Raw genomic sequence first — 23013 nt, 5'->3', positions numbered from 1 at the left:
GGAAAAAACCTAACCGGCAGATGAGGCCAGCTAAACCGACCCTGCGTTGACCTCATCCAGAAGCCATTTCTTGAATGCCAGCGCGCCGTCAGACAGGTGCGTATCGTCCCGGCCGACCAGATAAAAGTTTCTGGGTGCGGGTGCGCTGAACTGCTCCAACGTTGCCAGTTTTCCGGAACTTAGCATTGGTTGCAGCAGGCGTTTCCACCCCAGCGCAAGACCTGCACCCTTGCGTGCCACCTGCAGTGCCAATGCGTAGCTGTTGACCCTGGATTGCGTCGGTATATTGCCAGTAAACCCAAGTTCTTTGAACCATTCTGCCCAGGTTGTCCAAGTGTTGTCTGCCGTCTCAAGGTGAATCAGACGGTGCTGCAACAGGTCGCTGAGATCGGCATCCTTTAACTCTGCAGCCAGTTCGGGGCTGCATACAGGGGTCAGGGTATCCCGGTAGAGCCTCGTGTGGGACAAGGTTGAAATCGGATCCTTTCCGTAACGAATGAACAGGTCCAGATTGGGGTTGTTTGAGAAGGCCGAGTCTTGCGCCACCTGGTTCACTTTTACGTGCGGATGGTCCTGCCAGAACCGGATCACGGACGGGGAAAGCCACAGGGCCGCAACGGCAGTGGTCGAACCGACTGTTACCTGATTATCGGAATCATTGCTGCGGATGCGTTCCAACACCTTGGACACTTTTAGAAAAGAGTCTCCCAGAACTTCGTACAGCGCGGCCCCGTCATCGGTCAGTTCGACGCCCCGGTGCTGACGCAGGAACAAAGGCGCGTTCAACTCGGTTTCCAGTGCCTTTATCTGATGGCTTACGGCGCCCGGCGTGACGGACAATTCGCCCGCCGCTTCTTTAAAGCTGAGACGTCGGGCAGCCGCCTCAAACGCAGAGAGGGTTGCAAGGGGCGGTAGGTTATAATGGCGGCGAGACATGGAGACTACGTAGCTGCGGGTTTGATTGAGGTGACCTCAACTGAAAACGAAAAAAATTGCAATTGAAATTTGCATCTTTCTCTGCGCGTATGTGGCGCCTGTACTTGGCCTTCCCAATTGGGCAGGCCCCATGTTGCGCCTTAAGAATACCCAGTGCCGAACGCGCCTGTGTTGCTGATCGCGACAATGGGCAATGACATAAGGGACCTCTGATGACTACACAAACTGCACGCTTGATCCGCAAAACCCGGTTGAGCCCAGATACTTCGGATTTCTGTTTCGAGATTCTCAGCGGCCGCTTTACCAGTCTGGAACCCGGTGCGCATGTGGATATTCACCTAAGCGATGATCTGGTGCGGCAGTATTCCTTGTGGAGCTGGAGCCAGGACGGTCGACTGATCAATGTCGCCGTCAAGCACGAAGAGGATGGTCGCGGCGGGTCCATCGCCATGCACGCGCTTGAGGAAGGGGTCGAGCTGCCCATCGGCGGGCCGCGCAATCACTTCCCTCTGGAAAGCCATGACCGGCACGTCACCCTGATCGCGGGCGGTATTGGTGCCACCCCGTTGGTGGCCATGGCGCGCGAGTTGCTGAACCGGGGGCAGGATTTCCGGGTTTATTATCTGGTGCGATCCAAGGACTATGCGGCGATGGACAAACAGTTCCGCGCCCTGGGGCTGGATGAGTGGTATCACCTGCATTGTGACGACACAGACGGGCAGTTCGATCTGGCCGCGGTCATGCAGTCCATGCCGATGGGTGCCGATGTCTATACCTGCGGCCCCGAGCCGATGCTGAACGCTGTTCTTGAGGCGGGTACCTCATTGCGTGGTGGTGCGATCCACTTTGAACGCTTTGCGGCGGCGTCGGATATCGATCACGCGCCCAACGAAAGCTTTGAGGTTGAGGTGCAGTCCTCGGGGGCCGTGTATACGGTCACGAAAGACGAAACGCTTCTGGACGTTCTGCGCAGCAATGGCGTTCATGTGGATTTCGGCTGTTCCGAGGGGTTGTGCGGATCCTGCATGGTGGATGTTGTCGAGGGCGAAGTCGACCATCGCGACGGCATCCTGACACCGGAAGAACAGGCATCGAACAGCTACATGTGCGCCTGCGTTTCGCGTTCCAAATCCAAGCGTCTGGTATTGGCGCTTTAGGGTCGCGGATATTGCAAGTTTAAACGCGGCAGCGAGGACCAAGGCCCCCGCTGCCGTTTTTTCGTTTGATCCGAAGTCCTTACGCCGCTTCGATCTGGCGCGCTTTTTCGACAAGCACTTCGGCCTGACGGATCGAGGCATAGTCGATCAGACGCCCGTCCAGCGATACGGCGCCTTTGCCTGCGGCTTCGGCCTCGGACATGGCGACCAGAATGCGCTGTGCCTTGGTGACTTCGGCGTCAGACGGCGACATCACCTCATTGGCCAGCGCGATCTGGCTGGGGTGGATGGCCCATTTGCCTTCGCACCCCAGAACAGCGGCCCGTTTTGCGGCGGCGCGATAGCCGTCGGGGTCCTGGAAATCACCGAACGGTCCGTCAATCGGGCGCAGACCGTTGGCGCGCGCGGCGACGACCATGCGGGCCAGAGCATAGTGCCACATATCGCCCCAATGGGTCATACGGCCACCATCTGCATCTGCATCGGTCAGAACCGAATAGTCCGGGTTCACGCCACCGATGATCGTGGTGCGGGCGCGGGTCGAGGCCGCATAGTCGGCCACACCAAAATGCAGGCTTTCATTGCGCTTTGAGGCTGCTGCGATCTCGCTGACATTCTGCATGCCCAGGGCGGTTTCGATGATATGTTCGAACCCGATGCGCTTCTTGTAGCCCTTGGCGTCTTCGATCTGGGTGACCAGCATGTCGACCGCGTAAACATCTGCCGCCGTGCCAACCTTGGGGATCATGATCAGGTCAAGCCGCGTGCCGGCCTGTTCCACCACATCCACCACGTCGCGGTACATGTAATGCGTGTCCAGACCGTTGATGCGCACCGACATGGTTTTGTTGCCCCAGTCGATGTCGTTCAGCGCCTCTATGATGTTCTTGCGCGCTTGTTCCTTCTCATCCGGCGCAACGGCGTCTTCGAGATCCAGAAAGATGACGTCAACGTCAGATTTTGCCGCTTTTTCGAACATGCCGGGCTGGCTGCCCGGAACGGCCAGTTCGCTGCGGTTCAGCCGGGCAGGGGCCTGTTCAATGGGGTGAAAGCTCATGAGGTTGGTCCTTGGTTGTAAAGCTTCGTTCAGATCACGCGGTCACGGGGTTCCTGGCCGCTGAAAAAGTCGTGCAGGTTGTCGAGCACGCGAAAGCCCATTGCCTCGCGGGCCTCGCGCGTTGCGCTGCCCATGTGGGGCAGCATCACGAGGTTGTCGCAGTCCAAAAGCGCCGGGGCGATGTGGGGCTCGCCGTCGAACACATCCAGCGCGGCACCGCCGATCATGTCGAACATCAGCGACTGCGTCAGGGCGTGTTCGTCGATCAATTCGCCCCGTGCGGTGTTGATCAGAAACGCATCAGGCTTCATCAGATCCAGCCTGTGCGCGTTGATCAGGTGGCGGTTCGCGGCCCCTCCGGGGCAATGCAGCGAGACGAAATCGCAGAGCGGCAGCAGCGCGTCGATGCTGTCGACCTGGGTTGCGTTGCATTGGGCCAGAACGTCCGGGGCCACCGGTCTGCGGCTGTAGACCAGGACAGTCATGCCAAAGCCGTGATGGGCGCGGCGCGCCATTTCCTGACCGATGCGGCCAAAGCCGATAATGCCCAGCGTCTTGCCGCTGACCTTGGTGCCGGTCAGATGGGTGGGCCGCCAGCCGGTCCAGTTCCCGGCGCGCAATTCACGCTCGCCCTCGCGGGTGCGGCGGGCCACCATCAGCAACAGCGTCATGGCAATGTCAGCAGTGCATTCGGACAGCACGTCGGGCGTGTTGGTCACCGTCATGCCCAGCCCACGCGCCGAGGGTTCGCAGATATGGCTGTAGCCAACGCCATAATTGGCAAGGATTTTCGTCTGCGCACCGGACACGTCCAGCGCCTCGGCGCTGAGCGTGTCGGTGACGGTTGGCAGCACCGCATCATAGGTTTTCAGCGCTTGCCGGATTTCAGCCGGGGACAAAGGTTTGTCCCCGGTGTTGAGTACGGTGTCATAGCTCTCGGCCAGTTGCGCCTCGACGGCGGCAGGCCAGCGGCGGGTCACAAGAACCGAGGGTTTGACCATCACGCAGCCTCCATCACCCGAGCGATTGTTTCACCGATCACGGCGGGGTTTTCGGCCACAGTCACACCGGCGGCGGACAGAATCTCAACCTTCTCGCTGGCGCTTTCGCCAAAGGCCGAGATGATTGCACCGGCGTGCCCCATGGTCCGGCCCTTGGGCGCGGTCAGACCTGCAACATAGGCGATCACCGGTTTGGTGATGTGGTTGCGGATGTAGTCTGCCGCCTCTGCCTCTTGCGGGCCGCCAATCTCACCGATCATGGCGATGACATGGGTGTCTTCGTCCTCTTCGAACCGCTGCAGGATGTCCTTGAAGGACGAGCCGTTGATCGGGTCACCGCCGATGCCGACGCTGGTCGAAACACCGATCCCGCGCTCTTTCAGCTGCGCTGCGGCCTCATAGCCCAGCGTGCCCGAGCGGCCGATGATCCCGACGTGACCGGGCAGGTAGATATGCCCCGGCATGATCCCCAGCAGTGCCTTGCCGGGTGAGATGGTGCCCGCGCAGTTCGGCCCGGTCAGCACCATGCGCTTGTCCTTGGGATAGCGGTACATGTAGCGTTTCACGCGGATCATGTCCTGGGCCGGGATGCCGTCGGTGATACAGACGCAATAGCGGATACCGGCATCGGCGGCCTCCATGATCGAGTCGGCGGCAAAGGGCGGCGGCACGAAGACAAGGCTGGCATCTGCGCCGGTGGCCTCAACCGCCTGCTTGACCGTGTCGAAGACGGGCACACCTTCGACGGTCTCACCGCCCTTGCCGGGCACGACGCCGCCGACGACATTGGTGCCATAGTTCAGCATGTCCTTGGTGTGGAACCGTGCCATACGGCCGGTGATACCCTGAACGATAACGCGTGAGTCGCGATCCAGAAGAATGCTCATTACACAGCCCTCATCTTGGTGCCCTGAGACAGGTCGTTTTTCCATGCGCCCACGGCGCGTTCGGCGGCTTCCATCAATGTGGTGGCGCGGATGATGGGCAGGCCGGATTTGGCCAGGATTTTCTGGCCTTCTTCCACATTCGTGCCCGCCAGCCGGACGACGACGGGGATGTCGATGTCCAGTTCCTTCAGCGCCTGAACAACACCTTCGGCCACCCAGTCACAGCGGTTGATACCGGCGAAGATATTCACCAGGATCGCCTGCACATTCTGGTCCGACAGAACCAGACGGAACGCTTTGGTCACACGCTCGGGCGAGGCCCCGCCACCGATGTCGAGGAAGTTTGCAGGCTCACCCCCGGCCAGCTTGATCGTGTCCATCGTGGCCATCGCCAGACCGGCGCCGTTCACGATGCAGCCGATATTGCCGTCCAGGCCGACATAAGACAGACCGCGATCCGCCGCGCGGCTTTCGCGCGGGTCTTCCTGACTTTTGTCGCGCAGTTCAGCGATTTGCGGGTGACGGAACAGGGCGTTGTCGTCAAAACTCATCTTGGCGTCCAGCGCCAGAACCCGGTCATCGGCGGTGATGACCAGCGGGTTGATCTCGACCATGGTGGCGTCCAGATCGCTGAAGGCGGCGTAGCAGCCTTGCAGCGTGCGCACCATCTGCTGCACCAGCTTCGGCTCCAGCCCCAGTTTGAACGCAATCTCGCGCGCCTGGAATTCCTGCAGGCCCACCGCAGGTTCGACAATGGAACGCACGATGCTGTCGGGGCGTTCGGCCGAGATTTCTTCGATCTCCATCCCACCTTCGGACGAGGCCACGATCATCACCCGCTGGCTGGAGCGGTCCAGAACGAGGCCCAAGTAAATCTCACGATCAATCGGCACCGCGCCTTCTACATAGACGCGGTAGATGCCCTTGCCTTCGGGGCCGGTTTGATGGGTCACCAGCTTGCGGCCGAACAGGTCGTCACAGGCCTGATAGATATCGTGCTCGGTGTCGCACAGTTTGACGCCACCGGCCTTGCCGCGCCCACCGGCATGGACCTGCGCTTTGACGATCCACTTGTCGCCACCCATTTCACGCGCGCGGTAAGCTGCCTGTTCGGGGCTGTAGGCCAACGCACCCGGCGGGACGTCGACGCCAAAGTTCGAAAGAAGCTCTTTCGCTTGATATTCATGGATATCCATCTGCAATCCTCCCGTTCATGCAGTGTGATTATGCGGCGATCGAGGTGCCGTAACGGCTTTCCAAAAGGGTCTCGATTGCGTCCTGATCAACATCGGCGCCCAGCTCGCGCAGGGCGTCGGCAAAAAGATGTATGATCCGGCTGACAGCATCCCGGTTCAGCTGGTTGAGGATGCCGATGCGGACCTGCACCGGCGCGCTGAGCGTGGGCCAGATGCCAAAGCCTTGGGCGCGGCAGTTCTGCACCAGCTCCATCTCGCGGCCCGCCAGTTCCGGCGGCAGGTTCAGTACCACAAGGCTGGGCATGTCCGACGTCACCTCGCACCCCATGGCGATCACCGCATCGCGCAGAACCTTTTCATGGGTGCGGTAGGCCAATGACCGTTTTGCCAGACCTTCTTGCAGTGTCAGGCGCAGGGATTCGTGGAACGCGGCAACTGCATAGCCCGAATGCGTCCGGTGATAGGTGCCTTTTTCGAAATCCTGACCATCAACGATGCCCCAGTGACGGGCCTCAAAGATGGGGTTGTGCACATAGGTATAGGCACCAGACGTCTTCAGACTTTCAATATAATCTTCAGTAAAGCTGACCGGCGCGTAGGTCAGCGGCAGGCAGCACAGGCCCTTTTGCGGGCAAGAGGCCCACCCAGCGATACCCGGATAGTCGTCGATTGAGAAATCTTCGGCACCCAGCGATGACACGGCGTCGATCAGACCCATGGCACCGTGGCGTTCGCACGCGTCCGAGAACCCGCGCAGATCATTCACGCGACCAGACCCGGTTTCCCAATGCGCCATGAAAGCCCATTTGGGCTGATGCTCGGCCAGGGCAGCTTCAACCAATTCACCCGTCACCGGCTGACCGTGCGGAACCTCAATTACGGTGACGCTGGCGGCCTGCGGGTCAAGGGGATTGGCGGCGTGTTCCTCGGGTGTTGCGGCCTTGATCCGCAAAGTGAGGGCATCAATGCCCGAGAAGGTGCCATTGGTGAACGCAACAACCCTGTCACCGGGCATCACTGCGGAAAACATGGTGTCCAGCGCGCTCCAGCCCGTTCCGGCGACCGCAAAGGTATAGGCGTTCTGAGTGCCCCAGACGGCGCGCAGCATGTGCTTGCATTCTACCATGCCGCGCAGAACGTCGCCCTGCATGTGATCCGCCACCCCTGCGCTGGCAAAGGCATGCAGGACGCGGGCATCGGTGTTTCCGGGCCCGGGGCCGGCGGCCAGGGTCTCGGGGATTTCGAGCGGAGGGAAGATCTGAAAGGTCATGGCTAGATATCCTCGGCAGTTGGGGGCAGCGGGGCCCGGTGTGTTATGTTGCCGAACAGAAAACCCGCAGTTGCCAGTGGACGCAACGTAACTTACTACTGCTTTAGGATGGCTATTTGGGTGGGGAAATACCTACCCATACCGGTAAAAATACCAGTGTATACCAAATTAACGCCTACCCAAATAGGTGGTTTTTGACAAATTCGGGAAGAAAAGATGGGTGATAACGCTAACGCTCCGATCGATGTCATGCTGGCGGATGGCAACCCGTTGGTTTTGTCGGCGATGTCCGAAATCTTTGAGCGGGATTCGCGGTTCTCGCTGGTGGCGACGTCGGCCACGGCCGAAGGCTTTTTGGGAACGGTCATGCGCGTGCCCGTGAAAGTCGGCGTGGTGGATTGGAACCTGCCGGTATTGGGCGCGGCCAAACTGATCGAAGTGCTGCGCGAACAGGCCAACGCGCCGCGCTTTGTGGTTTACGGTGAGGCGACAGGTGAAATCCCGCGCCTGGCCATGCAGGCCGGGGCAGCCGGTTTTGCCGCCCGATCCGGTGAGGTTGAGGGCTTGCTGGAAACCTGCGCTGACGTGGCCGCAGGCAAGATGGTGTTTCCGTTTATCGATGTGCGCAAAATGCAGCAGGACCCGATCCAGAGCTTGTCCCGCAAGGAACGCACCATACTCGAAGCTTTGGCGCAGGGCATGTCCAACCGGGACATGTCGAAAGAGCTTCAGATCTCAACCAACACGGTCAAGTTCCACCTGTCCAACATCTATGAAAAACTGGCTGTAAAGAACCGGGCGCAGGCTATTGCCTTTTATTACTCGTCTCAACTGTCCCGCGGGTAGGGCGGATGGCGTTGGCGGGCCATCTGATGTCGGCAATGTGAAAGATTGCATCCCCCGTGGCGGTGACGTTAGGTGTGAGCGACCCGCTCTGCCTGCCCAGACTATCGATAGGACCGCGCCATGATTCAGAACAACCCCGCCTTGATCGAGGCCATCCGTGACCGGTTCGCCCATGTCGACAGCTGCCCGTTTCAGGGCGAGCGTATTTTCTTTGAAAATGCGGGCGGGGCGTTGACGTTGAAATCGGTTGTTGAGACATCGGCTTTTTATGCGGCAATCCCGGACAATCCGGGTCGGATCAATCCCGCGGGGCGGGGGACCCAGCAGGTGATTAACAAAGCCAAAAGCGATCTGGGCGTTTTCATGAACGCCTCGTCGGGTCAGTTTTTTGCCGGGGAAAGCGGGACTGAGCTGCTGTTTCGCCTGATCCGCACCGCATGTCTGGCGACACCAAAAGGGACCAAACTTATCGGGTCCTCCATCGAACATCCCGCCACGCGCAGCGCCGCGCGCCGCTGGGCCGGGATCGCGGGTTTGGACTATGTAAATGTGGCCCATGACAATGAAACGGGATTGGTTACCGCAGACGATTACGCCGCGCTGATGACGCCGGACGTGGCGGTTGCAACGATCCTGCATGCCTCGCCCGTGACCGGAATGGGGATGGATGTGGCGGCGATTTCAGCGGCGATCCGTGCGGTTGCGCCCGAGTGCATGATCATTGTCGACGGCATCCAGCACGCCGCCCACGGCCAGATGGACCTCGATGCGTATGGTGTCGACGGTTACGCCATCTCACCCTACAAAGTGTTCTCGCGCCATGGCTATGGTATCGCCTGGATTTCAGACAGGCTCAGTTCCGTGCCGCACGACATGCTGATCGACGCGCCCGCAACGGGTTGGGAGTTTGGGACCCGCGATGCAGGCTCTTACGCGACCATCTCGGATGTGGTGGCCTATTTCGACTGGCTGGGCATGCAAGTGTCTGACGAGGAAAACCCGCGCAAACGGATCGAAGCTGCGGGCCGCGCCATTCACGCCTATGAGACTCATTTGACCGATATCGCCATTAACGGCACAGGTAACCTGCCGGGGTTACGGGATATGGATCATGTGACCCTTCTGGCCGGCGCCGATAACCCGGCGCGCGAAGGTCTGGTGTCCATCGTAGTGGACGGATACCCTTCAGAAGATGTGGTCGAATTGCTGAACCAGCAGGGCATTCGTACACACACGCGCAAGGCCGATCATTACTCAGGCAATGTCCTGACTCCGCTTGGCTTGTCGGATTGTATCCGCATATCCTTTTGCCATTACAACACCGAACAGGAAATCGCGCGGATGCTGAGCGCGATCAAGGTTCTCGGGGATGTTATGTGATTAGATTAACAGATTGCTGATCTAATGCTTCTGATCTGACGTTCCCTCCGGGTGTCGGAGTAGGTCAACACCGGGGCTGAGTTATTCAGATACGCCTTCCATTGAAGTCAACATCTTAAGATTTTACGCTTTTTGAATGTTTCGACGGTTCAAGTGCTTTATGGCGACGTTAAACAAAAAGCTGATGAGCTTAAAAAGATGAGCAATAGGATTGACCTCTATAACTCAATTTACCATAAATAATGAGTTATAGACTGGATCCTTATACCTCACGATGTGGAACTGGCAGAGCCCTGATTGGCCGACATTTCGTTACGATGCCTCAAGATTCGAATCATACGAGCAACAATTCCTATTGTCCTCAGGGGAAGTTCTTGGAGCGGTTCACCATGTAAACGCGGCGGATCGGGATCAATTGCGTATCGATCTTCTGAGCGAAGAAGCGATGAAAACCAGCGCGATCGAAGGTGAGATGCTGGATCGTTTCAGCGTGCAATCTTCCCTGCGTCGGCATCTTGGACTGGCTCCCGACAGTTATCCATCCAAACCGCGCGAACAGGGCGTTTCTGAGATGATGGTGGATGTCTATTCCACCTATACGGAACCGCTGTCACACGACACCCTGTTTCGGTGGCATGACATGCTTCTGTCCCACGACAGGCATCTGGAAACGATTGGAGCATACCGGAGCCATGGGGATGCGATGCAAATCGTCTCAGGCAGGTTAGACCGCCCGACGGTGCATTTCGAAGCGCCACCGTCACATCAGGTTCCGGCCGAAATGGACCAGTTCGTGGCCTGGTTCAATCGGACTGCACCGGATGGTACCGAGCCTTTGCGCGCACTGATCCGGGCGGGATTGAGCCATCTGTATTTCGAGAGCATTCACCCCTTCGAAGACGGCAATGGACGGTTGGGCAGGGCGCTGGCGGAAAAATCACTGGCGCAAAACATTGGTCAGCCAAGCCTGATTGCTCTTGCGTTCACAATCGAGCGAGAGCGGAAGACTTACTACGACCAGCTTGAACGTCATCAAAAGACGCTGGACGTCACGCCTTGGCTTATCTGGTTTGCCGAGACCGTTCTTACAGCACAGCAGGTGACTCTGGAACGGGTTGGCTTCTTTATAGCCAAGACGCATTTCTATGACCGGCATCGCGATCAGTTCAACGCCCGCCAAACCAAGGTCATCGCCCGGTTGTTCAAGGCTGGGCCAGATGGATTCAAAGGCGGATTGAGCGCCGAGAACTATATCTCGATCACGGGAACGTCCCGCGCCACGGCAACGCGGGATCTGCAAGACCTGGTAGAGAAGGGGGCTCTGATCCGAACGGGTGAACTCCGATACACACGCTATTGGCTAAAGTTGGACCGGGCAGCGTAGGCGGCTAACGGCCATCCGGCACAAGTGTGAAATGCCTCGTCGCACAAAAAAACGGATTTATAGAAGTCGATTTAGGCAACGCTGCAAGTACCAGACAATCAGCTGCTCCAAAGCCGCATTGCGCGACAAACACATAGAGCTACCGCCGCTTTGCGCGGTGTAGACTTGGACAGCGGCCCAAACCTGACCATGCCGGTGCTGTCCAACGCTTCGCTGCAGTAAGCGTTAGTCCGAACCTTCACGCCACCACAAATTCTTACCGCCTGAATTCACAAGACGTAAAACACAGTGGCGATTGGTCGAGCGGATGCGAGAGTCTGTCTCCTGTGATTGCCACATTCTCATACGAGCGTACGTTACAGGCTATACATCTGAACCAAATACCGCTATCGCCGGGTCTTTCCCGGCATCTGGTGACCCATGCAAGATTTTTCTGCCCTCCCGAAAACCCTATCCGCAGCGCTGTCCAAAAAGGGCTATAGCGGTTTGACGCCCGTGCAAAAGGCTGTCTCAGATGAAGCACTGGCAGGAAAAGACCTGCTTGTCTCTGCGCAGACCGGTTCCGGAAAAACCGTGGGCTTCGGGCTGGCGATGGCGAAAGAGCTTCTCGATGAGCGTGGTCGATTTGATCGGCCTGCGACGCCATTGGCCATGGTTATCGCCCCCACGCGCGAGCTGGCTTTGCAGGTTCGAAGAGAGTTCGACTGGCTGTTTGCCGAGGCCGGGATCGTCACTGCGTCGGCCGTGGGCGGTATGGATGCGCGCACCGAGCGCAGGACGCTTGAGCGTGGGGCACATGTCGTGATCGGCACGCCCGGTCGGTTGCGCGACCATATCGCACGGGGTGTGATCGACCTGAGCGATATGCGGACCGTCGTTCTCGACGAAGCGGACGAAATGCTGGATCTGGGTTTCGCCGAAGACCTGCAATACATCCTTGATCAAACCCCTGAAAGTCGGCGCACCCTGATGTTCTCGGCCACAGTGCCACCGGGCATCTCCAAGCTGGCCCAGACTTACCAGAAAGAGGACGCGCAGCGGATCAAGGTCGGCAGTGCCGAAGCGCAGCATTCGGACATCACCTATCGCGCGCTCAACGTGGCCCCGTCGGACATCGAAAAAGCGATCATCAATCTGCTGTGCTATCACGACGCACAGACCGCAATCGTGTTCGCGAACACCCGATCCATGGTTGCGCGTCTGACTGCAAAATTCTCAAACCGGGGATTTTCTGTCGTCTCACTGTCGGGGGAGCTCAGCCAGACAGAACGTTCCAATGCCATGCAAGCCCTGCGTGACCGGCGCGCGCAGGTCTGTGTTGCAACGGATGTGGCCGCCCGTGGCATCGATCTGCCGGGGTTGGAGTTGGTGATCCACGCAGATCTCCCTTCAAATGCGGAAAGTCTGCTGCATCGCTCTGGACGGACAGGCCGCGCGGGACGCAAGGGAACGTCCATCCTGATTGTGCCAGGCCGGCAACGCTCAAAGGCGCAACGATTGCTAAAGACGGCCAAGCTTGAGGCCGAATGGGGCACGCCGCCCTCGGCAGAGGAAGTGCTGGCACGCGAAGAGGACCGCATCATTTCCAATCCCGCTTTGGATGAGCCGCCAAGCCCCGAGGAAACGGCTTTTGCAGAACGGCTGCTTAGCGGCAGAACACCCGAGCAGATCGCCGCAGCCTATTTGCGCCTCTACAGAGAGCGGAACTCAGCACCTGAGATATTGGGTGCCGTGCCGGAAGCCGGCAAACACAAACCTGACCGGCGCGCAGAGTTTGGGCCAAGCACGTGGTTCTCACTTTCCCTGGGCCGCAAACAGCGCGCCGAGCCGCGTTGGTTGTTGCCAATGCTTTGCCGCAACGCGGGTCTGTCCAAAGACGCAATCGGCGCAATCCGGGTTCAATACCAAGAGACCTTTGTCGAGATTGCCAATGACGCCGTGCCTGCAATGAAACTGGAATTGGGCGATGACCTCACCATCGAACAAGGCGCGGCGCTGACCGAGCTGGCGGGTACGCCGGATTTCGACGCCTCTCCCAAAGGGCCGCCAGCAGCATCCTATTCACCGGACGACGCTGCCAAGAGCCGGGGGCCGCGTTCGGGCAAACCCTCAAAAACTGCGCGCGACTCCCAACGTTCTGACCAAGATACCCGTATTGGTTCCGAGCGTCCGAAGGGGAAAGGAAAATCCGCTGCTGGCACTTCGAACAAGCAAGCAAGCGAAGCCAAGCCGAAACGGGCCAAAGCTGAGCCAGCGCCGCGGTCAAGCGAGCGTGGAAAGGCAAAACCACAATCCACCGGCAAGGACAAGAAGCGGCAAAAACGAGATGCGAACGCTTCCGATACATCCAAGTCTCTGAGAGCACAAAAGGCGCCTCGCAAGACCAACACCAAAGACACAAACGCACCGCGTTCAAAAAGCAAAAACGGTAAGGGCGGTGAGGCAAGACCTTTCCGCAAGCCATCGAAGAGAAGTTGAGTGTTCAGATACCTATCGTTGGGCCGATGGGAAAAGACATGCGTGCTTTTTGAGAGAATTGCGGTTTGGCACGACTTGCGGCCAAAAGGAGGCCTTGGAAACCGGGTTAGGATGCTGCAGGCGGATTCCACTCTCCGAACATTCGTCGCGAGTTCTCAGCCCTATGGATGTTGGAATTCCCTACAATACAACACCCGCAATAGAGACAACCCGAAAAAGCGGATCCGCATGCCTCATGTGCCGAATTGTACAGGCTTTGACATTTGAAAATAGATCACCCAAGGGGATGGTCCTAGACCTCGAACAACCCGTCGTGCAGTTTGCAAAGTGCGGAGTCCTAAAACCACAGTATCAGTTTATGAGCGGTAGTCGCTCAAATCCTCGGGAGCATGCAGCAATGTCCCGTCATATTTTTTGAGGTCATCGTTCATCTGAAGCCACGGCAGTTTGCTTTGATAGTTCACATGGAATGTCGGTTTGAAATCCGCAGGGTTTTCAAGGGATGCTGCGTATAGGTGCATTCCCCCTGCGTAATGGTCGGCCTCAAATCCAATCGGCGATCCGCAATCTTTGCAAAAATGCCTGAACACGCCATTAGAGCTTTCGATGGTCTTCGGAGCATGTCCGATCCATTTAAAGTTCCTGATTGGCACACCCAGCCAGGCGACGACCGGTGCGGCGCAGTTTCTGCGGCAGTCGTCGCAATGGCAGTAGCAGGCCCAGGTCACTTCGCCATAAAACTCCCATTGCGTTTTTTTGCACAAGCAAAACCCTCGCGTTGTCATCTGTCCCTCCAACTATTGCATAAGGGTGGCAAGAGCCATTTCACGTTGCTGGTTTTCCATGCGGGCATGGTTTTATAGGTTTCTTTTCCCGAGGCGACGCGGTTTCAGCTGTCCTGTGCAATGAACGCTGCGAAAGCCTCTGCATAGTCAGGATGCCAACGGCTGAGGGGTGGGCGGTTTTCGATCATGTCGCCCACGGCCCAAGCGATACGTTTTTCGTCCAGCGCGCGGGGCACATCGTTGTCCGGGCACAGGATGTAGAAATCGCCGCGGTTCACGCTTTCAACGAAGAATTCGACCGTTTGCTCGGCTGTCCATGCGGCGGGGGGCTTCTCGGCTGCTCCGATCATTGCCGTGTGCACAAAGCCGGGCACTAACAGATGTGCAGAAATCTGGGCGCCTTCGGTGTTTCGCAGTTCGTGCGCCAGTGCCTCGGTGAAGACTTTCAGACCCGCCTTGGACACATTGTACGCCGGGTTTCCGGGCGGTGTCGTGATCCCTTGTTTGGACCCGGTGTTGATGATTGCGCCGGGGCGACCCCGTTCGATCATGCCCGGAGCGAACACCTGCGTGCCGTGGATTGCGCCCCAAAGATTGACACCCAGTATCTTCTCCCAAACGTCCGGTGCGGTCAGGCATGACGTCCGACCACCGATTCCAGCATTGTTCATCAGGATATCCGCGCCGCCGAAACGTTCCGTCACCTCCTTTTCAAGAGCTTCAAGTTGCACACGGTCGGAGACGTCAGTGGAGGACGTCATGACGTCTGCCGCACCCGCGACGCGCAGCGCCTCATCGGCTTCGGCCAGCTTGTCGGCATTGCGGTCGACTGCGACAACTTTCATGCCCATTCCGGCGAACCTGGTCGCGGCGGCAAGGCCAATGCCCGAAGCGCCACCGGTGACAACGGCAACGGATGAAGATTGAAACGCGGGGTGTGTCATGTTGATCATCCTTTTCGGGAAAACAAGAGAGCGAATTTAGGCTAGGCGGCTGGCCGGACCAATCCCGGCCAGCCCTTTGGATCAGGCGGCTTTCCTGGCCGCCACGTTCAGTTTCAGCATGTCTGCCATGCCAAAGTTTGTGAAGAGGGCTTGAGTACTGGTCGCCGCCAGATCGTTCATTGGTTTTACAAGGTCTCCCATGCCGACCGTGTCCACTTCGGTACGGAACGGGCGCGTCCCAGGAGCGGCGTCAACGACAGAAACAACAGCCTCCGCCACCAGTGATGGGTCTTGCTGTGGATTGGTGGCAAGGAACTCATTCATTTGCTGGCGTGCCGCAACCGGCGCGTCTGCCATTTCGCCATAGCCCTCATTGCGGTCGGTCGAGGTTGGCAGGATCAGGTTGCCATGGAATTCCGTCGGGAAACCGCAGGGTTCAACGATTGCGACATCAACACCAAACTGGCTCAGCTCTGCGCGATAGTTCTCGCTGACGGCCTCCAACGCCCATTTGGTTGCGTTATACGGTCCATAGAATGGAAGGGTGATGCGGCCAAGAACGCTGGTGACGTTCAGGATAAGGCCCTCTCCCCGTTCGCGCATTTGCGGAAGAACCGCGCGTGTCAGCCGCTGGGGACCAAAGACGTTGATGTCGAAAACCCGCTGAAAATCTGCCGCCGAGAAGTTCTCTTGCAGACCATGTACGCCAACGCCTGCGTTATTGATCAGGACATCGATACCGCCCAGACGGTCGCTTGCCGCCGCCACTCCGGCCTCGACCGATGCGTCATCCGTTACATCGAGGTCGACGATTTCCGCGCCCAGGTCGCGCAACAGATCCGCCGCCTCGGCGTTGCGGCCTTTTGGATCGCGGACAGTGCCCGCCACTTGGTGACCGGCCTTGAGCAGCTCGGCGACGATCAGCTTGCCAAAGCCGCTGCTTGCACCTGTAATCAGGATATTCATCTTCTCATCTCCATTCCTGCCCGATTTGGGCCGTTGATGAGACACAAATACGTCTTGCCAATATTTCGGAACAGTGGGATTAATCGGAATCTATGGTTCAAGATATTAGAACGCTGGGTCTGCCCACCCTTATAAGTTTCCAAACGGTCGCCAGGACCGGCGGGATAAGCGCGGCCGCAGATCAGTTGGGGATCGCCAAATCCGGTGTCAGCCGGCATGTCGCGCAGCTTGAAGAGCAGTTGGGTGTAAAGCTGCTGGAACGCGGGGCGCGTTCGGTCAAGTTGACGCCAATTGGCGAGCGTCTTGAACATCGGATTGCTTCGGTTCTGGCTGAAATCGACCTGATCGAAGATATCGCACGCGAGGAAAGCGTTGGCATATCAGGGCAGGTCAACCTTGCGGCAACACATGAGTTCGGCGGTCTTGTCGCGTCCAAACTGTTTCCAATCGCACGTCAGCAACATCCGGATCTAACTCTGGTCATGCGGCCCGATTATGGCTTTGCCGACATGCAGGACCCCGGCACCGACATCGCGTTTCGAATTGGTACGGTCCATGATGATCGTCTCATCGCGCGTGAGATGGGGTCGTTCAGACGTATACTTGTTGCGGCACCGCAACAATGCGCCGAGTACAAGCTGAAGCATCCCAGAGATCTTGCCAACGCGCCCTGCCTGACGTTCCGGGGGGATCGCCCGGGTGCCGTCTGGAAGTTTGAATCTGCGGCAGAAGAAGCCGCAGTCTCGGTAACGGGTCCCGTGGCGGTGATGAGCTTCCACATTCTGCTTGATCTGGCGCTGAACGGTCTGGGGTTTGCGCTGGTGCCCGAATTCATGCTCGGTGATCTCGTCACCTCCGGCAAGCTTGTGCGATGCTTGCCCGGCTTTCGTGTACGACCCCATCCGGTGTTTCTAACGTATCGACCGGGTGCGCGCCGGGTGGCGCGCATTGATGCCGCGATCAAGCTGTCCGAGGAAATCATTCCCGGTCTCCTGTCCAGAAAGGACATCCTGGAATAGCTCTGAAGTTCGGACCGCAGGGCCCCGCTGGCGCATACTTTTGTCTTTGTAAGGACGTCTGATTTGGACCTGTGGGAACAGCGGAGAACCAGTTGCCCCACTTCGTCAACGGTTCCAATGCCATTGTGCTGGCTCTTGCCGCACCACTATTGTCAGGCTGTGAAACTCATTTTTTAGGAAATACCGCTTTTGCATTTGCTTCGACTGATTGCCCCAGCCGGTGTTTCTTGCCACTGATCATGGTTACAGGTTCGTTAAGGTGTCACTTGTCAATTGGTCGTGGATGATCCCGGCGGATGCAGTGACCTCACGAAGATAGAGAAAGCCCTTCAAGCGCGGTATATTGGTCAGTGTTCTCAATGCGCTGACATCGCTTCATCGAACCTGCCGACCAACTTAGCACTACCCGAAAGCACTGTCAGAACGCGGGCTTTGGGGACAGGAAAGACGACGTAAAGTAATCCCGCAACACCCGGGTTGCGCCGGACAGACGTGCCTGCTTGCGAAACGCCATTCCCACATCCATGGTTGGGATTGCGACGCTGGTTTGGACGGTCTCGATCCGTCTGCCCTCAAGCGACCAGGGACGGTAAACCATGTCGGACAGGATCGTCACGCCATGGCCGTTGGCAACCATGGACCGGGCAGCTTCGACCGATGATGTACGCAGTTTCACGTCAGGGGTGCAGTCATTGGCATTCCAGTATTTCATGCTGGTATGCGCCGCTTCGTCGACGGTCAGCATGATGTAGGGCTCGCGTGCGATATCCTGCAACGCCACCCGATCCTGATTGCCCAACGGGTGACCTGCAGGGACCCATAGCCTGCGTTGGGACTTGAGCAGCGTCACCGTCTCGACCATCTCGTTTTGAATATTCGAGGTCAGCGCCACGGCCATATCGATCTGACCGGATTGCAACTGCTGCTCGATGCTTTGCCGGTTCAGCTCGACGATCTGGATGTCCAGCCCCGGGTAAAGCTGGTTCAGGCGTCCCAAATGATAGGGCAGAAAATACCCGATCACCGTGTATGTCGCAGCCATTCTGACCACGCCAGAGATGTTCGAATCCCTTTGGTCCAGAACACGGGCCGCGTCCAGCCTTTCCAGAATGTCCCGCGCAGATTGCAGGAATTGCTGCCCGGCCTCTGTCATCTCCATTCCCTGTGCGCGACGGGTGAACAGAGTTGTGCCAAGAATAGCCTCAAGCTCGCGTATCGCGCTGGTGACGGCGGATTGCGAGATCGACAAAAGCTGCGCCGCCCGGCTGACCTGCCCGGTTTCTGCGGTGGCTACGAAATACTTCAAATGCTTGAAATTCATCGTCGGACAACCCGCCATTCATCATCAGTTTTTTTAATAATGCTTGAGCAAAAAAAAGAAATACCAATTTCACGAGAAATATCAATGATGGCCCTGCGGTCTGAAACGGAGGGCTGGACGCATGCGGATGATCGTCGATCTGAACTGCGATATGGGCGAAGGGTTTGGCCATTGGGTGCTGAGCGATGCGCCCGAGGACAAGATCATGGAGGTCATCAGCTCGGCCAATATCGCGGCGGGGTTTCACGCGGGCGATCCGAACTCTATCGACCGGATGGCCAAACTGGCGCAGACGTATGGCGTAGGTCTGGGGGCGCATCCCGGATATCTGGACCTCAGGGGGTTTGGGCGCCGTTACATCAATATGAACCCGGCCGAGCTGATCAATGATGTGGTGTATCAGGTCGGGGCGATCCGCGAATTTGGGCGTCGTCATGGCGCGCCTCTGCAACACGTAAAGCTGCATGGTGCCTTGTATATGGAGGCGGCGGTGAACGAAGACCTGTCCCAGGCGCTGGTTGATACAATGCAGGCGATCTGCCCCGATGCGCTGTTGTTCTGCATGGGGATATCCAAAACCTACGCCGCCGCGAAACGCGCCGGACAGCCTGTGATCCGTGAATTTTTTGCCGACCGGGATTACGACAACAGCGGCTCGATTGTCTTTGCCCGTCAGGTCGGCCGCCCCGATCCCGTGCAGGTTGCCGAGAAATGCGTCAAGGCGTGCAAGACCGGTACCGTGACAACGGTCGAGGGCGATGAGCTTGAGATCGCATTTGAATCGATCTGCTTTCATTCCGACACGCCCGGCGCGCTTGAGATGGGCCGCGCCATTCGCAAGGGTCTGACGGATAACGGAATTCAGATCGCGACCGCCGGTGAAATCGCGGCGACGCTGTAATCGACACGCATAGGAGATAACGGATGGCAGAGATACAATCGCCCGTGCCCGGAACGTTTTATACCCAGGCAACACCCGACGCGCCGCTTTACAAGGCCAAAGGCGATGCTGTGGCCATCGGGGATGTGGTCGGGCTGGTCGAGGTGATGAAGACCTTTATAGAAATCAAATCAGACGTCGCCGGAACCTTTGCTGGCTATTCGGTGGAAAACGAAGCCGCCGTAACAGCCGGTCAGACGCTGGCTCAGGTGGACGGCTGACTCATGCCCATCAAGCGCTTGTTCATTGCCAATCGGGGCGAGATCGCTGTTCGGATCATCCGCGCGGCGCAAGGGATGGGTATTCACACGATACAGGCCTATTCCGAGGCTGACGCCGATATGCTGGCGGTGCGGATGGCGGATGAGGCGGTCTGTGTCGGACCACCGCAAGCCGCGCAGTCCTATCTGAATACCAAGGCAATGGTGCAAGCGGCGCGCAGCTGCAGTGCCGACGCCGTTCATCCCGGATACGGGTTTCTTGCCGAGAATGCCGATTTCGTCCGCGCGGTTGAGGCCGCCGGGATGCGCTTTGTTGGGCCCTCTGCTGACACGATTGACCGGATGGGCGACAAGGTCTCGGCCCGTCAGGCGGCGCAAGCGGCGGGGGTTCCCGTGGTGCTGGGCTCAAAAGGACGTGTCGACACCCCCGAGGACGCTTTGGCCGTAGCGGAACAGGTCGGCTATCCCGTGATGATCAAAGCCTCAGCCGGGGGCGGGGGCAAGGGTATCCGTGTTGCCCAGAGTGCCGATGAGCTGGCGCAGATGGCCCCGCAGGCGCAGGCCGAGGCACAGGCGGCCTTTGGTGATGGGGGCTTGTATCTGGAGCGCGCTATCCAATCGCCCCGACATATCGAGGTTCAGATTCTGGGCGATGGCACCGACGCGGTGCATTGTTTTGAACGCGAATGCTCGATGCAGCGCCGTCGCCAGAAAGTGTGGGAAGAGGCCGGAGCGGTCTGTCTGGATGACGCAACCCGTGACCGTCTGTGCGCATCCGCCGTCGCGCTGGCGAAATCCGTCAACTATGTTGGCGCGGGAACGCTGGAATACCTCTATGACAGCGCAACGAACGAATTCTTTTTCATCGAAATGAATACCCGCATTCAGGTTGAACACCCGGTGACCGAGATGATCACCGGTCTGGATCTGGTGCAGGAAATGATCCGGGTTTCGGGGGATCAGGCGCTGTCGGTCACACAAGACCAGATCACCCGAAGCGGTCACGCGATCGAAGTGCGCATCAATGCCGAAGACCCGGCGCTGCAATTTCTGCCCTTTCCCGGTCGGGTCGGTCAGATGCAGCTGCCCACAGGGGATGGCATCCGGTTCGATCACTTTCTTTACGAAGGCTATCAGATACCACCCTTTTACGACTCGTTGCTGGGCAAGTTGATCGTCCATGCGCCCACGCGCGCCGAAGCCATCGCAAAGCTGAGCGCGGCGTTGGATGATCTGCGCCTTGAGGGGCTGAAAACCACCATCCCGCTGCACCGGGCGCTTGCGGCGGATGCCAATGTGCTGGCCGATGACATTCACACCCAATGGCTGGAACCGTGGCTGGACGCGGGCAACCTGACCGTACCGGCATAACCAAGGAGACGCACCGTGAAGACACGATATACCTACGGTGGCGACGAACACATCTATGTCGAGATGGATGATGAGATGTCGCTGGACGCTTTCTTCAAATCCCTGTCGATGAGCAACGCCGTCCGCGATGCAGATATTGAAGGGGTGACTGAAATCTGCCCGGCAAACGCGTCGTTTCAGGTCAAGTTCGACCCCGATGTGATCCACCCCGATCAGATGATGGAGCAGATCAAAAATCTGGAACACAAGGCCGAAGATGCCGACAAGCATCTGAAAACGCGGATCATCGAAATTCCGGTCTATTATCAGGACCCGTGGACGCATGAGACCCTGATGCGCTTTCGCGAGCGTCATCAGGACCCCGATGGCACCGATCTGGACTATGCTGCGCGCATCAACGGCTATGACAGTGCCGAGGCGTTTATCGAGGCGCACCATTCGCAGCCCTGGTTCGTGTCGATGGTGGGGTTCGTGGCGGGGCTGCCGTTTCTGTATCAGTTGGTCGAACGCGACAAGCAATTGCAAGTGCCCAAGTACCTGCGCCCCCGGACCGATACGCCCAAACAGACAGTGGGCTATGGCGGGTGTTTTTCCTGCATCTATTCCGTGCGCGGGGCAGGGGGGTATCAGATGTTCGGGATCACCCCGATGACCATTTTCGACCCCACCCAGCAGGTCAGCTATCTGCGGGACTTCATGGTGTTTTTCAAACCCGGCGACATCGTGAAATGGAAACCTATCGACCGCGCCGAATACGACCGGATTCTGGCCGAGGTCGAGGCGGGCACCTATGCGCCGCGGATCGCGCAGGTCGATTTCGATCTGGATGCGTTCAACGCCGACATGACCGGCACCAATGCCAAGCTGATGGAGGCTCTCAATGACGCTTAAGGTACTTGCGCCCGGCTTGTCGACATCTATTCAGGATCTGGGGCGTCCCGGTTACTTTCATTTGGGCATTCCCATTGGCGGTGCTATGGACCGGTTCGCGTTACGTTGCGCCAATATGCTGGTCGGAAATCCCGAGGGTGCGGCGGGTCTTGAGATTGTCTTCATGGGCCCCGAGATCGAATTCATGCAAGACGCTCTGGTCGCGGTGACAGGGGCCGAATTGCCGCCCAAGGTCGATGGCGAACCACAGCCGACATGGACGGGTTTTGCCGTCAAAAAAGGCCAGACGCTCAGCTTTGATTTTCTCAAATCCGGCGCGCGGGCCTATATCGCGATCAGCGGCGGGATTGACACGCCGCCCGCGCTTGGCAGCCGCTCGACCTATCCGATCGGGGCGTTGGGCGGGATCGACGGGCGCGCCATTCAGGCCGGTGACATGATCCCGGTCGGAGAGGTTGACGTGATCGAGCAGGGGTTCAGCATTCCCGAAAACCTGCGCCGCGGGCCGGGTACGCCCGCCGAATTGCGGGTTCTGCCGGGTCTCTACTGGCATCGTCTGACCGAGGCGGCGCAACAGGGGTTCTTTGACGATAACTGGTCCGTTGCCCCTGAGGCGGACCGGATGGGCTATCGCTTTAAGGGCGGTCAACCGCTTGAGTTTGTCGACCGCGAACAGCCTTTTGGGGCAGGGGCCGACCCGTCGAATATCGTGGACGGGTGTTATTCCTATGGTTCGATTCAGGTGCCGGGCGGGTTAGAGCCGATTGTGCTGCATCGCGATGCGGTGTCGGGCGGCGGATACTTTACGCTGGGCGCGATCATATCGGCGGATATGGACCTGATCGGACAGTTGCAACCGCATACACCCGTAAAATTCCGGCAGGTTGATATGGAGCAGGCCCTGACCGCCCGCCGCGCCCGCAAAGACATGCTGCGCACAGTTCGGGCGCATCTGGGTTAGTC

21 protein-coding genes are annotated in these 23013 nt (G+C 58.4%); 11 read left to right on the top strand and 10 right to left on the bottom strand.

Annotation, left to right across the window (positions count from 1 at the left end; all coding sequences use genetic code 11):
• Positions 1 to 30: 30 nt before the first annotated feature.
• On the bottom strand, positions 31 to 936 hold the full coding sequence (locus ACR0J5_RS15740) for a LysR substrate-binding domain-containing protein (RefSeq protein ID WP_480654993.1): 906 nt from the start codon (positions 934 to 936) through the stop codon (positions 31 to 33).
• 212 nt (positions 937 to 1148) lie between these two features.
• Between ACR0J5_RS15740 and ACR0J5_RS15735 the strand changes: the two genes are divergently transcribed.
• Positions 1149 to 2093: a PDR/VanB family oxidoreductase gene (locus ACR0J5_RS15735; RefSeq protein WP_480654991.1), complete on the top strand. Its 945-nt coding sequence runs from the start codon at positions 1149 to 1151 to the stop codon at positions 2091 to 2093.
• Positions 2094 to 2172: 79 nt separating this feature from the next.
• Here the strand turns inward: ACR0J5_RS15735 and ACR0J5_RS15730 are convergent, their stop codons facing one another.
• The 5 genes from ACR0J5_RS15730 to ACR0J5_RS15710 are packed head-to-tail and all read right to left on the bottom strand — an operon-like array spanning position 2173 to position 7504.
• A complete protein-coding gene (locus ACR0J5_RS15730; protein WP_480654989.1) occupies positions 2173 to 3150 on the bottom strand; it encodes an HpcH/HpaI aldolase/citrate lyase family protein in 978 nt (325 codons plus the stop codon).
• A gap of 29 nt (positions 3151 to 3179) precedes the next feature.
• Positions 3180 to 4151: a 2-hydroxyacid dehydrogenase gene (locus tag ACR0J5_RS15725; protein WP_480654987.1), complete on the bottom strand. Its 972-nt coding sequence runs from the start codon at positions 4149 to 4151 to the stop codon at positions 3180 to 3182.
• Positions 4151 to 5038, bottom strand: coding sequence for a succinate--CoA ligase subunit alpha (gene sucD, locus ACR0J5_RS15720; protein WP_480654985.1), 888 nt, complete (start codon positions 5036 to 5038; stop codon positions 4151 to 4153). The genes ACR0J5_RS15725 and sucD overlap by 1 nt, the downstream gene beginning before the upstream one ends.
• Entirely contained in the window at positions 5038 to 6234 is a 1197-nt protein-coding gene (locus tag ACR0J5_RS15715) for a malate--CoA ligase subunit beta (protein WP_480654984.1), read from the bottom strand. Before ACR0J5_RS15715 ends, sucD begins: the two co-directional genes overlap by 1 nt.
• Positions 6235 to 6262: 28 nt before the next feature.
• Positions 6263 to 7504, bottom strand: coding sequence for a pyridoxal-phosphate-dependent aminotransferase family protein (locus ACR0J5_RS15710; RefSeq protein ID WP_480654982.1), 1242 nt, complete (start codon positions 7502 to 7504; stop codon positions 6263 to 6265).
• A gap of 216 nt (positions 7505 to 7720) precedes the next feature.
• On the opposite strand from ACR0J5_RS15710, the gene ACR0J5_RS15705 reads away from it, so the two are divergent.
• From ACR0J5_RS15705 to ACR0J5_RS15690, 4 genes are all read left to right on the top strand, one after another.
• Entirely contained in the window at positions 7721 to 8350 is a 630-nt protein-coding gene (locus ACR0J5_RS15705) for a response regulator transcription factor (protein WP_480654980.1), read from the top strand.
• Positions 8351 to 8470: 120 nt separating this feature from the next.
• Entirely contained in the window at positions 8471 to 9730 is a 1260-nt protein-coding gene (locus ACR0J5_RS15700; protein WP_480654978.1) for an aminotransferase class V-fold PLP-dependent enzyme, read from the top strand.
• Positions 9731 to 10004: 274 nt separating this feature from the next.
• Positions 10005 to 11114: a DUF4172 domain-containing protein gene (locus ACR0J5_RS15695; RefSeq protein ID WP_480654977.1), complete on the top strand. Its 1110-nt coding sequence runs from the start codon at positions 10005 to 10007 to the stop codon at positions 11112 to 11114.
• 420 nt (positions 11115 to 11534) lie between these two features.
• Positions 11535 to 13592 (top strand): DEAD/DEAH box helicase, encoded by a 2058-nt coding sequence (locus ACR0J5_RS15690; RefSeq protein ID WP_480654975.1) that lies wholly within the window; start codon positions 11535 to 11537, stop codon positions 13590 to 13592.
• Between the two features lie 356 nt (positions 13593 to 13948).
• On the opposite strand, the gene ACR0J5_RS15685 is transcribed toward ACR0J5_RS15690, so the two are convergent.
• The 3 genes from ACR0J5_RS15685 to ACR0J5_RS15675 all read right to left on the bottom strand — a co-directional run bounded on the left by ACR0J5_RS15685 (position 13949) and on the right by ACR0J5_RS15675 (position 16287).
• Positions 13949 to 14377, bottom strand: coding sequence for a GFA family protein (locus ACR0J5_RS15685; protein ID WP_480654973.1), 429 nt, complete (start codon positions 14375 to 14377; stop codon positions 13949 to 13951).
• A gap of 104 nt (positions 14378 to 14481) precedes the next feature.
• Entirely contained in the window at positions 14482 to 15321 is an 840-nt protein-coding gene (locus ACR0J5_RS15680; protein ID WP_480654971.1) for an SDR family NAD(P)-dependent oxidoreductase, read from the bottom strand.
• 81 nt (positions 15322 to 15402) lie between these two features.
• Positions 15403 to 16287, bottom strand: a complete 885-nt coding sequence (locus ACR0J5_RS15675) for an SDR family oxidoreductase (RefSeq protein ID WP_480654970.1) — start codon at positions 16285 to 16287, stop codon at positions 15403 to 15405.
• 92 nt (positions 16288 to 16379) lie between these two features.
• Here ACR0J5_RS15675 and ACR0J5_RS15670 point away from each other — a divergent pair, with 92 nt between their 5' ends.
• Positions 16380 to 17306, top strand: coding sequence for a LysR family transcriptional regulator (locus ACR0J5_RS15670; protein WP_480654968.1), 927 nt, complete (start codon positions 16380 to 16382; stop codon positions 17304 to 17306).
• 418 nt (positions 17307 to 17724) lie between these two features.
• Here the strand turns inward: ACR0J5_RS15670 and ACR0J5_RS15665 are convergent, their stop codons facing one another.
• Positions 17725 to 18627 carry a LysR family transcriptional regulator gene (locus ACR0J5_RS15665; RefSeq protein WP_480654966.1) on the bottom strand — a complete coding sequence of 301 codons (903 nt, stop codon included), beginning with the start codon at positions 18625 to 18627 and terminating at the stop codon, positions 17725 to 17727.
• Positions 18628 to 18748: 121 nt separating this feature from the next.
• On the opposite strand from ACR0J5_RS15665, the gene ACR0J5_RS15660 reads away from it, so the two are divergent.
• From ACR0J5_RS15660 to ACR0J5_RS15640, 5 genes are read left to right on the top strand one after another with little or no spacing between them, the layout of a single operon-like run.
• The gene (locus ACR0J5_RS15660; RefSeq protein WP_480654964.1) at positions 18749 to 19528 is read left to right on the top strand and encodes a 5-oxoprolinase subunit PxpA; all 780 of its coding nucleotides are present in this window, start codon (positions 18749 to 18751) and stop codon (positions 19526 to 19528) included.
• A gap of 23 nt (positions 19529 to 19551) precedes the next feature.
• On the top strand, positions 19552 to 19788 hold the full coding sequence (locus ACR0J5_RS15655) for an acetyl-CoA carboxylase (RefSeq protein WP_480654962.1): 237 nt from the start codon (positions 19552 to 19554) through the stop codon (positions 19786 to 19788).
• Between the two features lie 3 nt (positions 19789 to 19791).
• Entirely contained in the window at positions 19792 to 21159 is a 1368-nt protein-coding gene (locus tag ACR0J5_RS15650) for an acetyl-CoA carboxylase biotin carboxylase subunit (RefSeq protein WP_480654960.1), read from the top strand.
• 15 nt (positions 21160 to 21174) lie between these two features.
• Entirely contained in the window at positions 21175 to 22050 is an 876-nt protein-coding gene (locus ACR0J5_RS15645) for a 5-oxoprolinase subunit B family protein (protein ID WP_480654959.1), read from the top strand.
• Positions 22040 to 23011, top strand: a complete 972-nt coding sequence (locus tag ACR0J5_RS15640) for a 5-oxoprolinase subunit C family protein (RefSeq protein ID WP_480654958.1) — start codon at positions 22040 to 22042, stop codon at positions 23009 to 23011. The genes ACR0J5_RS15645 and ACR0J5_RS15640 overlap by 11 nt, the downstream gene beginning before the upstream one ends.
• Positions 23012 to 23013 lie beyond the last annotated feature (2 nt).

It is taken from the genome of Ruegeria sp. BE1, assembly GCF_056538885.1.
The sequence above is the reverse complement of the archived record's forward strand: the minus strand, read 5'-3'. Positions and strand labels throughout refer to the sequence as shown.